The organism is Lewinella sp. (assembly GCF_050633125.1).
GTDB lineage: Bacteria > Bacteroidota > Bacteroidia > Chitinophagales > Saprospiraceae > Lewinella.
Map to the genome: position 1 here is coordinate 1 of NZ_JBOEFX010000133.1, position 14,754 is coordinate 14,754.

The following is a 14,754-nucleotide window of genomic DNA, read 5'->3' on the forward strand; positions in this document are numbered from 1 at the left end:
CATCCAGTCTTGCTCAGATATTCGAGCCTGATGGTAAACGCCCTTACGTGCCTGCCATTCCGAAAAATCGAAGGCATCGGGATTTAAAGGGGCTGTAATCCGCTCTGGGGCTGCTTTGAATTGAATTTCTTGGCCAGGCAATAACTTGATACTCAGGCTGTCAGCAGGTAAATACAATAATAACCGGCCTGTACAGGCTGTCGGCTCGCTACCTCCTTTTGTATTGATTGCATTGACGTGAACCCCCAACCGAATTCGATCAGCCCCAACACGCAACTCATCAATCTTTCCTGACCAAAGGAACATCGAATCCTCTGCAAAAACAGCTTGCTGAACAAAATGAGAGGTCTGCGAAAGTTCTTCCTCTTGCTGCACAAGAAAAGCACCAAAGCCCAGGCACCAGAAGACCGTCATGATACTCCAAAAGCGATTTATGGGAAGTGACAAAGCCAAACGGCCCCAAAAAAGAAGGGCTAAAGCTCCTAAAATTAAGCCTCCGGCAAAAAAGACAGCACTGATTTCAGAAAGAAAACGATAACCCAAAAAAATCCCCACCCCAAAGGGCAGCAACAAACGCAAGAGTGGTATTTCTCGCCACGGAATTTTCTGATCAGTGGGCATCATTGATAATGAAAAATATTTTGGCAGGGCTTAATTTAGTCTTTTTTTCAATTTTTAATGACCTTCTCAGCCACCTAGTGTACAAAATACACTAAATGAACAGACTACCTGTTTATATAACATCAAGAATTATTACCTTAGCCTCAGATTTATAGAAAGCGCAGCGACGAATAAACAGGAAACGTGAAAAATCTTAATACCTATTTCAAGTCGGCCTTCACCGTCGATAATGTGATCTTTGGTTTTGATGAAAGTGATCTAAAGATTTTACTGATCAAACGGCAGGAAGAACCCTACAACAATCACTGGGGACTACCTGGCTATTTCGTTTTACCTGATGAAGATCTGAACACAGCTGCCCGGCGAGTGCTAAAACAGCTGGCTGGTATTGACAACGTTTTCCTTGAGCAAGTCAAAAGCTTTGGCGCAGTAGATCGCCATCCCGTCGGACGGGTGATCACCGTTGCCTATTACTCGCTTGTAAAAATTGCCGACTTTAATCCTACACCAGACAATGATGTAGCTAAAGAAGTACGGTGGTTTAGTGTATCTGATATTTCTGCCCTAGACTTGGCCTTTGATCACGAAGAGATGATCAACGTTTGTTTTCAAACCCTCAAACGGCAGGTTCGTATTCGGCCGGTAGGCTTCGAATTGCTGCCTCCGAAGTTTACGCTTACAGAGCTGCAACACCTTTATGAGGCTATTTTAGAAACGGATTTGGACAAGCGTAATTTTCGCAAGAAAATCCTTTCGATGAATCTATTGATTGATCTGGAAGAGATGCAGGAGGGTGTAGCTCACCGGCCAGCAAAGCTTTACAAATTTGACAGCAATAAGTACGAAGAATTCTTACAAGATGGCTTTTCTTTTGAAGTAAAAGAAAGCAAACGTAAGGAGCCTAAGCCATCACTTTCGAATTAAAGTAAAGCATGGTTAGGGTTTAATTCCGCCATTCATTCCCTTCGCTATCCAAGAGTACTAATTCAATAGCTTCATTCCCCGGTGTTGCCAGAAACTCACTAATTTTTTGGTCAATTTCGGTAGTCTCACCCGTATATTTCACTAAAATAGTCATCAGGTTATTGGTAATCGGAGCATCTTTTAATTCCGTAATGTCACCGGAATTAATCACTGAAAAATAACCATAATAGCCGTTGGTCAAATTTGGCTCGCTACCCAAATCATTGATTTCTGACACCAAGGTCGATATCTGGTTTTCCTCTTCAGTATTATTATAAACCAGGTAACCCCAAAGTACATCCTCTGGTATCTTACGGAGTTCGGTGTGAAGCCAGCTGATACCATTTTCTTCTTCCATCACCACCTTATACATATCTTCTGTAACCGTAAGCGTACCTGCATTACTTACAACATCCTGGAGTTCAATGGTAAGGGTATAAACATCCGGACTAGCATCTGTCACCAATTGGGAGCCTGTTGCTGGAGCTGGCCCTGGGTCACATACCTCAGGGTCAAGAATATCATAAAGCGTAAGGCTGATATTGCGGCCAGTACGATTATAATTGCTGAGAATTTTTGTATTCAAACAATCCTCCTCTTCAATAGTGTACATCTCTAATTCCAGGTTGGAAAGTGTCGTAACACCTAGCACCTGCCCCAAATCAAGGCTAAACTCTTTGTCTACCAAAGGTACAATGATCGGATCATTGAGGTTTTCCAACTTACAGCCGGAGAAGGTTAATGCCAGAGAAAGGAAAACAAATACCGCGCAATGATTCCGGTACATAAGATTAAGTATTGTTGATGCATTAAGTATTGGGGATAACCTTCAGAAAAGTGCGCGTGGTGTAAGAACTGACAGGGGGGTTACCCCCTTCCAAGCTTTGAACTATTAAGGAAACGCCCTTAAATTTACTTCGCTGCTTGGCAGGTCGTAAATTTATGGAATAAATTGAAAAGTTATCTTAAATTTAGTACTTCAGCCTACCGTCGTGTACCCGTTGGGCATAATCTTTGGCAAAATAGGTGATGATCACATCTGCTCCGGCACGGTGAATGCTCAGTAAAGTTTCGGGCATGGCTTGCTCGTAATCCAACCAGCCATTACCACATGCAGCCAAAAGCATGGCACATTCGCCACTGACATGGTAAGCCGCTATCGGCAATTCACTCTCGTACTTCAACAGTGCGATAATATCCAGATAATTGAGCGCGGGTTTGACCATCAGAAAATCGGCTCCTTCTGCGGTATCCAATCTTGCCTCGCGTAGGGCTTCCTGGGCGTTAGCGGGATCCATCTGATAGGTTTTCTTATCCTTGGGGATATCGGCATCTTCACGCGGCGCACTATCGAGCGCAGCCCGAAAGGGGCCATAAAAAGCGCTGGCATACTTGGCGGTGTAAGACATGATACCCGTTTGGGTAAAACCAGCAGCATCCAATGCTTCTCGCAAGTAGCCTACTCTACCATCCATCATATCACTAGGCCCCAAGACGTCGAAGCCTGCCTCGGCCTGAGCTACCGCCATCTTTGCCAAGATGGGTAAAGACGGGTCATTGAGAATTTGCCCCTCCCCTACCAGGCCGTCGTGCCCGTCGATACTGTAAGGGTCCATCGCTACATCACTGATGAGGCAGATAGCAGGAAACCGTTCCTTGATCGTGCGCGCAGCTTGCAAGTAGAAATTCTGCGGATCGTAGCTATAAGTAGCCACCTTGTCTTTGAGTTCATCAGGAACGGCAGGAAAAAGAATAAAGTTGTTGATCCCCAGATTTTGGCAAGCATCAATTTCTTCGAGCATCAGTTCTATACTCCAGCGATAGGTACCAGGCAGAGAGGGCACTTCCGTTTTCACACCCTTTCCAGGAACTAAAAAAAGAGGTTGTACCAATTGAGAAGGACTGAGACGGGTTTCCCGAATCATCCCCCGAATAGCCGCCGAGCGGCGGTTTCGACGTGGACGCTGAAGCATTCTTTTTGATTTTTTGGGCTATAACAGCTTAAATTTGAGGAATTTACGATTGATTGTTTCCACTCCTCGTGGGAGGTATTCTCCCGATGCTCGGGATCACGGTAGTGCTAGCTAAAGCTAGCGGGGAACGCGGCTATCGCCGACGTGGTGGTATTCCGATAAATCGGAACGGTTCCAAAACTTTAGGAAAGCACTAAAAACATACAACAATCTCAACCTTACAAATTCAACTTGCTGAACCAGTATTTGGTATAATTAATACCAGTGCGCAAAATTAAGGATAAAGAATGGGAATCGGGAGGGGCGTTCTAATTTATACCTCCTGAAATAATTCCGATTTCCCACTTCCCACCTCCGACTTTGCCTTACTTCTCCTGAAATATCCAACCATCAAACCAACCACTATCAAACTTACCAACCAACCATACCAAGGAAAACCAGCATCCAGAGGTCTGGTGTTTCCGAGAAGTTGAAAGCCCGCCCAATAGACCGGATGAGCTCCGCGGGGATCGGCATTTTGCAGGTAGCTCAGTTTCGCCTGCTGAAGGGCCGTTCGCTTATCCTGGCCTTTGTCCAGAAAAGTATAAAACCCTTCCAGTAGGTCGCAATTTGCGCTTTCGTTGACTTGCCAAAGGGTATTCACCACCGAACGGGCGCCGGCATAATGGAAGGCTCGCGCCAAACTGATGACCCCTTCGCTGTTGTAGAGGGTCCCTAAAGCCGTTTCACAGGCGCTGAGGATGACCAATTCTGTTTCCAGATCATACAAATAAAGGTCTTTGGCAAACAGAGAATCGTAACCTCCTACGCCATCGCTGAAAACGATAAAGGAGAAATCGCCTTGCTCCGGATTGGCCTGCGCGTGGGTAGCCAGGTGCAGGAGCCGGAAGCGTTTTGCCTGGGCCTGTAACTGTGCAATGGTGGCGGTCTCCCCCAGGAAAAGATTGCCCGATGCCTGGCCGATGGTGGACTCCAGCAAATCGGCACTGCACGACAAGGCAGACCAGCCCGACTGGCCCGAGAAAGCCGGCGCGAAACCGCCAACGTCGCCCTTGTGGCGTTCCAACTGAGCCAATGACCACTGCAAACTGGCGGCATAGGTATAGCTGATGGGGTATTCCCGCAGGAGGTAAGGATAATCATTAAAAGACGTACCTGATGCTACCTCCTGCGTGAGCAGTGCCTCAAAGGGCAACAAATCAAGCATCCCACTGGTAACGAGCAAGAGTGATTTCCCTTCGGTTCCTTGCAGCACCGGCGCCAGTAATTCTTGGTACAAACGATAAGCCTCTCGCTGATAGTCGGCCGTAAGTTGGGTGCGGTCTGCGCCGGGCAGTTGGTAGCTTTCGATAGCTCCCCGCCAGGCGAGTATTCGTGGGGTGAGATTCTCCGGCCGGGAGAGTTGCTGAAGGTAAATCCCTTTGCGGTCTATTTTGAAAACAAAGATGGCTTCTTCTCCGAGGAAATATTCGATCAGTTGTTCTTTGCGACCCAGCATTTGTTGGAGCTGCGCCAGCGTGGGTACCTCATCTGCGTACTTGAGCTGATAATAGCGGGGATGGCGGGTTTCCAGGGCCTGGAGCCAGTTGCGTATGGCGTCTTGTGCACTTAGCAGGGATTGCTCGGCCGCCTGAAGAGTGCTATCGGCAACGCCTTGTTCTGTTCGCAGGTGAAAGAGTTCTTCCTGGGCTGTGCTGACGGCGCGTTGGAGTTCGCCTTCTTCGGCCAGTTCCGCTTCGCTGATTCCGGCCTGAGCAGCAGCTTTACTGGCCCGAAAAGCCTCGCGAAGTAGGCTGCTGCGGTTGCGTTCTGCAAAAACAAAAGCTTGGTAGAGTAGTGCTTCGCTGTGCGTTTCTTCATAAAGCTCGTAAGCGACCCGAATGGCATTCTCGCTTTGCTCACGGCTTTCCTCCAGATTGAAAAGCTTGGAGCTTTCGTAGAGGTAACTTTGGCGCAGCGCCTGTTCGACCGTATGCATCAGTTCGTAACAAGCCAGCGCTTGCTCTAGGTAAAAAGTATTGGGTTTTGCCTTGTTCCATGCCTGATAAACGGAAGCCATGCCCGCTAGTGCTTCCATGATGGTATTTTCCGCGTAGCAAGATGCAGGGGAAGGGAGGTCATGTTCCCCTTTGGGAGAATAATTGTAAAGCACCGATTGTAGTGCTAACTGGAATTGGGCGAGTGATTTGGGGTAGTCTTCCATCTCGAAAAAGAGCAGCCCCTTTTGAACGTAATGCTTACCGAATTCTCGGCGTTGGGTGTTTTCGTAATAAAGCTGAAGATGGTGAAACTCTTGGTCTAGTGCGGTTAAGGCTGCTGCGAAATCGCCTTGTTCGGAGTGGATGAGGGCTTGTTTTTTAAAAATACTCCCTAAAAGGAAGTCAAATCTATTATCAACCTTTTCCCCATTGTCTATATTGACCAATATTTTTTTTGCCCGTACAAGTTGAGCTGTAGCAGCTTCTAGGTTATTTCCTTTAACAAACAAATCACTTAAATTAAGTAATATCATCGTACGGATTCCTCTGTCGTCAATGGTTTGATTTAAGGCATTTTCATAAGCCTTTTGCGACTTTTCTAGTTTATCCCAATTACTGTATAACAAACCCAAATCATTGTAACCTCTAGCAACCAAATCAAATTGCTTCAATTCAATCATTACAGAGAGATACTTTTTCATCATCGTCTCACCAGCAGAATAGTCTCCTAAGCGTGTGTATATGTTACCGAGTTCCTTGAAAATATATCTAGCCACTTTATCTCCATGTAATTCTGTTTCAGGAATATACTGAAGTGCAAATTCATAGGCATTCCGAGCATCTTTATACTCACCTAACTCCATATAATAATTGTAACCAACCTGTACGTACAACCAAGCTGCCTTTGATTTTTCCCTTTCAGAAGAAGGTATTCGCCATAAATTTTCTGGATTCCCTCGAAGAAAAGTAGTTTCGGCCAATTTCGGAACACCCGCCTTTCTCAATTGAGTCCCTACTGATTTTATTAAATCGAGGAATAAATACAAACTATCTAAATCTTGAAGCCCTTTTAAGGCAACTTCTGTTTCCCTTAAGGATTGTTCGTATTCCCCGTCTTTAATGAGTGAAGAAATGTTTTCAAGTGCATCTTCATGTTGAGTTTCTGTCCCTAATGCATTCAAATGAAAGCAATTGAACAAAAACAAAAACAACATGGCTCTGGAAAAACCTAGGAATAACTTCAAGGTAGACAGGCTTTGATAAGAAATAGAAAATTACTCCCGCTTTTGCGAATTGCAAAAACCTAGAAACTCTCGCGCTTCTTAATTTTAAGAGATAACACCAAATTAAGCCTATAGTGTAGAAGATTACTTACACTATAAAAGGAAATGATTAATTCCTTCTGATTAACCAAATAATGATTAAAATCGCTAGTAGAATCAGTAACAACCAAACCCACCAAGGCCAGGCTGTAGGCGTAGGATCATCAGCACATTCTCCTACAGAGCACTGTAATACCTGACCTGCTCCTGAATCGGAGTCAATCAAGCTTACGGCCACTGGTACGGTACATACCGGGTCATTACTCAAGTCATCAAAGCGAATGCACGCGTAGATAGAGTCCAGTAAGGCTGGCTCAATACTACTATACATGTGGAATTGTACATTCGCAAAAGTCCGAGGATCACCAACGCCATGCAGCGGTGTGCCTTCAATTCCAAAATTGAGCAACTCCCAACGGATACTATCATCGCTCAATTTAATCATGGAAATCTGATCCGCAGGGCCACCAAAGGGATGGTACTTCACGGGCGTAACGACAACGTCATCTGCACTGACTCCAACAGGCAACTTAACATCCATATAGATATTATTGGTTTCACCAAATCCCGTGTTTTCACATTGGACGGTAGTAAAAATCTGGTAACGATCACTTTGCGCTGGACAAGCACAAGCCTCCATGATCATAAAGTTGGGGTCGTGTGATTTGACGAGACTGGCAGTAGAGGTATAATAATCCAATATGACTGGTGCGCCACCCTGGGGCGAAAAGAGATCACTACTGGTCACCGTACTATCGCCATTCTGCGCATAAAGCCTGACGCTGTCTGGAAGAATACCTTGGGCCAGTCCACCCACAAAAGTACTGAGTCCCAAATCAGACAACTCTTGCTGTAAATTTTCCGGTGTCAAAACGGGATAGCCATTGTCATCCGAGAAGGCGCCTAGTGCTACAGCAAAATCCATTTCTGCTTTTACCGTTGCATCAAACATATCCATCATCGCCTCATTTCCTTCCATATCTACAAAATAGTGTACCTCATCACCAGGAGCCAGATTGAAAATCTCTGCCAATAGTAAACCTTTGTACTCCGTATTTACTGGCCCTAATTTCGAATAATGGAAAGTCGTAGTACTCCCCACATCCGGGCGATGGAACATATTTTCCCGGATTTTAAAATCACTAAACTCCGGCAATTCGGTTACTTCTGTTTTTGACACCGTACGCAATTGGCCATTATACAAGAAGAAGAGTTGCCCATTGAAAGGAACATCACTAGGGTTTTTTACCGATAGCACTGATACAAATGGATCTCCAGGTCTAACCTGAATATTACGAAGTATTTTCAAATAGCGGTTAGAGTCAACTACTGTTTTATTGGTGATTGAACCGGAAACAGGTGGTGCAATAGGAGGAGCACTCATTAGAGGTGGTTCCTCTGGCTCACTGTATACTCCCGTGGAGTAAGCCCGTGCAAAATAATTTTGTACCTGCGTAGAAACGGGCGGTCCATAAAGGTGCTTAAATCCCTCTTTCTCCTGGCTTTCGCCAAACAGGAAATTACCGTCTCCGAAAATGAAGAGGTGCTTGTAGAAAGCGGGCGTCGCATTGAATTTTGTCTTGGAAACCAGCGCAGGTAGCTCAATATTGAAAACCGTCGAGTCTCCAGGTGCGGGGGTGTAATCGACTGCTTCGAGCAGCTGTGCAGAGAGGGATATGCTAAAAAAGAAAAAGAGGCCTACGGCCAGGAGTAGATGCTTACAGGTTTTCATAGTTGCTTAGTTTTTGGCTTTAGGGAAGTACTGCTATTATGCTGGCAGTGCAACCATTAGCTAATATACTAAATTACAAGGATTCAGCAGATTAGCAGAACAGTAGATATTCCTGCCTATTGATAAGATAAAGATAGGAGCGTAAATACAAGGACGGAAACCAGAATTAAATTTTTCTTTGAGTTTCTAAAAACCCAAAAAAACACACTAACGACTTAAAATCAGTTAATTAAACTCAAAAATACCCATATTCTAATCAACGAAAAACACTCAAAACTTCACCCCCACCGCCACACTCACCGTCCTCCCCAGCAGCTGCAATTCATTGCCTAATAGAACATTTCGATTATTTTCTTCCGGTAGTGAATAAATGCGCTGGCTGTAAAGGGTGTTGGCATGATCTAGTAAATTGAAGACCCCGAGGCTTCCGTACAACTCCCCCTTCTCTATCGGACAAGTATAACGGGCTGATATATCCACTCGATGATAAGCAGGTATCCGACGCAGGCTGCTTACACTTCGCTCTCGTCGGTCATTCGCCAGATCGGAGACTGCCAAATCCAGATACGGGCGGCCACTGGCAAAAATATAGACACCGCTCAGCGACCAGCGCTGGTATTGGTATTCATTGACCCATTGTAGCTGGTGGGGGCGATCATCCTGAGCGGCGTAGGAAGCTCCCCGAAAAAGCTCGCTGAAGGTACGCCGCGAACGACTCAGCGTATACGCCAGCCAGGTGGTGTAATGGCTCCAGCGTTGGCTGACCAGTAAGTCCAGGCCTACTACTTTTCCCGTACCCTGGGAAACTTGGTAAAAGGCATTCCCATTAGCGACGCCCTCTTCTTCGGTAAACTGATTGAGGATGGTGGTGTGCTCTAGTACGCCGTTGCCGTGTTTGTAATAAGCTTCGGCATCCAGCAAAAAATCGCCCTTGCGGAACGTGAATCCCAACATCCCCTGGGTACTGTTCCCCACAGGAAACTGTTCTCCATCTGCCATGGTCCATATATCAAAGCTGCGGCCAAAACGGTTTTCGTGGTAATAGCGCCGCAAGAACTGGTGGTAATAATTCACAGCGCCCTTCAGTCGCCAGGCATCATGTATTTGGTAGCCTGCTTGCAGGCGGGGCGAGGAATAGATAGCCCGGGTGGCACTGTAATAAGTTGCATGTAGTCCGGCTTCCAACAGCCATTTATCCTTTTTCCATAGATAAGCGGCGTATAAACCTAATTGATCCTCCTTCGCATCATTGGCCAATAGGGAAATCGTATCTGCTGCAATCTGCACACTCACTGCCTCGCTGGTACCACGCACCCCAAACGATACCTGTTGTTGATCATCCAGCTGCAACTCATGGCTCCAATTAAAGTGCCAACCTTCCAGGTTGTTTGTTCTCGTATTCTCGTTGGCGACGGACAACAAGCTTTGGTTCAATCGCTCACGAGTGAGCGCGATACTTGTTATTTCGGCAATGCTGAAAGAAGAGTAACCCAAGGTCAGTTCACTCTGCCACCTCTCACTCCATGCCTGTTGCCAGCGTAGGCTATAGGCAGCATTGACCCAATCGCTATTTTCCCGGAAACGGGTCGTGTTTTCGATCAATCGCCCCTGATTCCGCGTACGAAAATTAAGACTGTAGTCGTAATCATAGTGATCTTCGCTGCGGTAGGCATTAATATCCAGATAGGTATTTTCACTGGCTTGCCACGACCATTTCACATTGGCATCATAAAAACGGTAGGCGGGCTGCACTTCTATTTGCCTGGATTCTTCTATCAAATCCAGAAGATTGCCATTTCCTAGATCAACCTCTTGGTTCAAGACGCCAAAAAGGTCGGTATTTGCGAGGTTATTGAGGCTTGACCTACTGCCAAGTTGTAGCTCCATGCTCTTAGTCAACTTCAATCTCGTACTAGCATTGGCGAGTAAGCTACTGAGCTCTAGCTGTGTTTCGTGTTGCTGTTCTGTCATCGGATGAGAGGCCATCATTACGACAGAAGAAGTGCGGCCTCCATAACTGATAGGGAACGTATTTTTGTACAACTCCACCGAGTTTACCAAAGCTCCATTTACGGCACTAAAGGCACCAAAAAAATGGTCGACCCCATAAAGCAGCATCCCATCCCAGAGAATAAGGTTTTCTTCTGCATTACCGCCCCGCACCTGCAAGGCTGCTGAGCCATCATTGAAAGCAGTTACACCTGGCAAGAGCTGTAGGTTACGTAAAACATCGGTCGTTCCGCCCAAGTTGGGGAGCTTACCATTCGGCCGAATCACCATCGCTTGTTCGTCTTGCAACAAGCCCAAGGCTGCAGCCTCATCGGTCACAATAATAATCGCACCAATAGATTGGGGCAAAGCAGCCAGCGTAAATACCGCCTGGGTACCTCCCCCCACCTCTAATTGTTGTGGGGTATACCCCAAATAGCGGGCTTCCAATCGAAGACCACCATTAATGGTATCAGGATAAGAAAAGCGGAAACTTCCAGATTCATCCGTCACCGCCCCCTTGTTTAGTTGAGTGCTAAAAATCGTGGCATAAGGCAAAGGTTCACCTGTAGATTCGTCCTTTACTTGTCCACTTAAATGGCGATAGGTAAGCGCAGGTGCAACTTCGGGAGCAACTGCTGGTCGGATCAATATTTGCCCTTCGTTCACCGTAAGGTATTCCAACCCGGATTGGTCTAAAATCAGATAAAAAGAACGCACAATCTCTTCTTCCTGGAACTGTATACTGATGGTCTTCCCACGTAAAACAACAGGATCAAAAGCCAGTAATAAGCCGTATTTATCTCCAAATACTTGAAAAACCTCTTCCAGTGGCGTCGCAGAAAAATGCTCCGTTACCTTCTGCTGCGCCAACAAAGGGAAGCTGCTAAATAGCAGCAAAAAAAGAAGTAGTGTGATTGGTTTTTTCAAATAGAAATTAATCATTGGCGCTGATCGTCACTCGCTGACCATCAATCGAAAATTGCAAACTCAGTGGCCAGCATACCGTTTGCAAGGCTTGTTCGAGATTATTGCTCTTAAAAAAGCCAGCATACTGACGCTTACCGATATCCGCTGGGTATTGAATAGAGATAGTGTATTGGCGTTCTAGTGCAGCAAAAACCTCGTCTAATGGCACCTCATCAAAGTGATGAATTTGATCTTGCCAGGCAATATCATTCCGATTACTAATAATACGTGCTTGTAGTTGGCCATTTTCTAAAAAAGCACCTTTTTGAGGGGTTAAAATCGTTGTTTCTCCAGTGCTGGTCGTCACTTTTACTTTACCTGTGTAGCAATTCACACGAAAGATACCGTCACGCGCTTCCACGTTGAAGCTGGTTCCCAACACTTCTACTTGCCCTAGCGAGGTTTTTACAATAAATGGGCTGCCTTTTTCTACTTCAAAAAAAGCTTCTCCTTCCAGTAGGATGGTTCTTTCTTCTTGCCATTTCCCTGGCGCATAGGTGATATTTGATACCGCGTTCATGCTTACCAGCGACCCATCCGGCAAAATTTCTTTGGAGGTTTCCGTACGTTCCGTGCTTACCATCAGCGGCGTATCTACGGAGGAGTTCGTCCACCACCAGCCAGCAGCTAGTAATATTGTGATACTAGCAGCCACGGCCCATGTCCACGTTGATTTTCTGCTTTGGGGCAACTGCTTAATTTGCGCTTCAGAAGTAGCCGCATCAATCGATTCCCAGAGGGCTTCCTTACGCTTCTCGCCAAGGGCAGGCACCTCCCACCTTACCGCTGCCACCAGCGCCCGGGCGGTTTCCACCTTTTCCATTTGGTCTGGATGAGCAGCTAGCCATGCCTCCCATTGTGAGCCAATAGCAGGATTTACTCCTCGCACCCATTGAAGAAATGCTTCTTCCTGAGCCAGCTCTTCTGGTTCGTATGTTAGGTAATCTTGCTTCATATTTTATACCTTCTAACCTTATAAGGCATCAAAGGCTTGTTTTGTACTCCTTTTATTGCGCAAAAAATAAATTCAGCGTTCTCTGAGGTTTTTCCAATAGCTGACACGCTTAAAATGTATCGCTTAGACAACTATTAAAAAAACGAACGCTAATTCTATTTTTGTGCTGTTCCTTATTGCAAAAAAAACAGAAAAAGTATCCCCAATAGCTTGCGTAAGGCCTTCATCCCCGCCGAAGCGGTATTCCGCACCGACTGATAATTGATTCCCAAAACAGCGGCAATATGCTTATAGTCCATTTCCTCAAAATACCGGAGGTATAAGATTTCTCGCTGCCGCTCGCTAAGTAAACTCAGGGCTTTACTCACTGATTTCTGTTGACTTTCTGTTTCCTCCACTTCCATCAAGACCTCATCTACAGCTGCGGTATGTGCATTTACATCCACCACCTTCAGGTGCCGCTCTGTACGATTTACGCCTTGCTTTATTTGTCTGATAATTTTACGCCGCAGCGCAACCAACAAGTACTGTCGAATCGCATCTGTATCGCCCAGCGTAGCACGATTTTTCCACAACTCAACAAACAAGTCCTGTATACTATCTTCTACCAAAGCTTGGTCTAGGGTAACCTGACACCCATACTTAAACAATGCATCTACCTCTTGTTGATAGATCGCTGCCAAAGCTTTTTTATCCCCAGCTTTCAAGGCCCGCCACAATTGTAAATCGTTGATCATTGGTGCAAATAGACGATAAGTCCATTACCAGGTTTAACTTAATAACAGGGCAAAACTACACATTTGTCTGCAAAAGCTTCTTTTAAGAGCTAGAGTAGTGTTTGAACCACCAACATGAATCACCCCGAATTTTGATTATCATCAAAACCCGTGCTAGCCAACCTCAATAAACTTATTCTCAAGTGCCTTTAGTGATTCAAAGGCATGCCAGTAAACTTTTTTTTCAAAAAAAATAAAAAAGCATGAGTACACTTTTTTACCCTGCTGCCTTATAGGGTTGAAAAGCATAACTTCAACCAAAAAACAAAAGAAAATGCAAATTCAGAAAAAATGGTTTTTCCCTTTATTACTTCTTTTATCTTCCATGTTCTTCTTTACTGCTTGTGAAGAAAGTGCGACGCAAGACGATGAAACGTTCACGACTGAAGAAGTTACCATCCAAGCACTCACTATCATGGAAGAATCCGGCGAGATGGGATGTAGCGCTTGCTTCAGCCTCGTTTATCCTGTAACGGTGCTATTCCCTGATGAGACAGAGGTTACCGTTGCTAGCCGCGAAGAAATTCAGGAAGCTATTGTAGCGTACTTCGAGGCAAATCCACCACAGAACAATCGTCCATTCCGCCCATTACGGGGTTTCCGGCCTGAATTGCTGTTCCCTTATGATGTACAATTGGAAGATGGTGCTATTCTCACCATTGAGTCTCGCGAAGACTTGGTCATTATCCTGGAAGACTGTGGTTTTGACCCCACCCGCCCCAATCGCCCTCGCGGCGGTAGCCATGGCCAATTTGGAGGCTTAAATCACTGTTTCAACATTGTATTTCCATTGACAGTAGCATTCCCTGACGGAACCGATCTCACTGTGGCAGATCGCCAAGAGCTTGCTGCTGCTATCCGCGAATGGCGCATCAATAACCCTGACGCCGAAGAACGGCCAACCTTGGCCTACCCTTATGATGTGGAATTACAGAATGGCACTATCCTCACGATCAGCAGTGACGAAGACCGTACTGACCTGCGCGAAACTTGTGGTGGCTCCGTTGGCGATGGCCACGGCGAACCTTGCTTCACCGTCAACTTCCCAGTAACAGTAGGCTTCCCTGATGGTACTTCTGTAGAAGTTAACAACCGCGAAGAAGCCCTCACAGCCATCATGGAATGGGCAGAAGCTAATCCCGATGCTACCGAGCGCCCCGGCATCGTCTACCCAATCACCGTTACCTTTACCGAAGATGGTACTACGCTGGAAGTAAACTCCCGAATGGAATTGCGCGAACTGCGCCGTGATTGCAGGTAACCGTACAATGATGACACCAGCATCGTTGCTACCTTAATCTGCGATACTTACCCCAAGGATAGCTCTTCTGCAACGAAGACAAATTCTTGGGGTATTTTTTTGGTCATTACCCAATGAAACTGTCAAAAACCGCTGTGTCTATATGGTAAACTTCCCTATCTTAATTTTATCACATAGACACATAGGTTTTTAACCAGACGCCCCATCTGCAAAA

Annotated in this window: 10 protein-coding genes; 2 read left to right on the top strand and 8 right to left on the bottom strand. The window is 45.8% G+C overall.

The features are described from left to right. Positions 1-624: ComEC/Rec2 family competence protein (locus tag ACRBG0_RS24940; RefSeq protein ID WP_431489551.1), on the bottom strand; the 624-nt coding region annotated here is incomplete at its 3' end. A 180-nt stretch (positions 625-804) separates the two neighbouring features. On the opposite strand from ACRBG0_RS24940, the gene ACRBG0_RS24945 reads away from it, so the two are divergent. Further along, a complete protein-coding gene (locus tag ACRBG0_RS24945) occupies positions 805-1,545 on the top strand; it encodes an NUDIX hydrolase (RefSeq protein ID WP_431489552.1) in 741 nt (246 codons plus the stop codon). 19 nt (positions 1,546-1,564) lie between these two features. On the opposite strand, the gene ACRBG0_RS24950 is transcribed toward ACRBG0_RS24945, so the two are convergent. From ACRBG0_RS24950 to ACRBG0_RS24980, 7 genes are all read right to left on the bottom strand, one after another. Further along, positions 1,565-2,371 (bottom strand): hypothetical protein, encoded by an 807-nt coding sequence (locus ACRBG0_RS24950; RefSeq protein ID WP_431489553.1) that lies wholly within the window; start codon positions 2,369-2,371, stop codon positions 1,565-1,567. Positions 2,372-2,555: 184 nt separating this feature from the next. Then, on the bottom strand, positions 2,556-3,557 hold the full coding sequence (hemB, locus tag ACRBG0_RS24955; protein ID WP_431489554.1) for a porphobilinogen synthase: 1,002 nt from the start codon (positions 3,555-3,557) through the stop codon (positions 2,556-2,558). A 313-nt stretch (positions 3,558-3,870) separates the two neighbouring features. After that, entirely contained in the window at positions 3,871-6,780 is a 2,910-nt protein-coding gene (locus ACRBG0_RS24960) for a CHAT domain-containing protein (RefSeq protein ID WP_431489555.1), read from the bottom strand. 148 nt (positions 6,781-6,928) lie between these two features. Next, a complete protein-coding gene (locus ACRBG0_RS24965; RefSeq protein ID WP_431489556.1) occupies positions 6,929-8,590 on the bottom strand; it encodes a hypothetical protein in 1,662 nt (553 codons plus the stop codon). A gap of 270 nt (positions 8,591-8,860) precedes the next feature. Next, positions 8,861-11,509, bottom strand: a complete 2,649-nt coding sequence (locus ACRBG0_RS24970) for a carboxypeptidase-like regulatory domain-containing protein (RefSeq protein WP_431489557.1) — start codon at positions 11,507-11,509, stop codon at positions 8,861-8,863. A 7-nt stretch (positions 11,510-11,516) separates the two neighbouring features. Continuing rightward, positions 11,517-12,503 carry a FecR domain-containing protein gene (locus tag ACRBG0_RS24975; protein WP_431489558.1) on the bottom strand — a complete coding sequence of 329 codons (987 nt, stop codon included), beginning with the start codon at positions 12,501-12,503 and terminating at the stop codon, positions 11,517-11,519. A gap of 173 nt (positions 12,504-12,676) precedes the next feature. Further along, entirely contained in the window at positions 12,677-13,240 is a 564-nt protein-coding gene (locus ACRBG0_RS24980) for an RNA polymerase sigma factor (RefSeq protein WP_431489559.1), read from the bottom strand. A gap of 313 nt (positions 13,241-13,553) precedes the next feature. On the opposite strand from ACRBG0_RS24980, the gene ACRBG0_RS24985 reads away from it, so the two are divergent. After that, on the top strand, positions 13,554-14,540 hold the full coding sequence (locus ACRBG0_RS24985) for a hypothetical protein (RefSeq protein WP_431489560.1): 987 nt from the start codon (positions 13,554-13,556) through the stop codon (positions 14,538-14,540). The last annotated feature ends 214 nt before the right edge of the window (positions 14,541-14,754 follow it).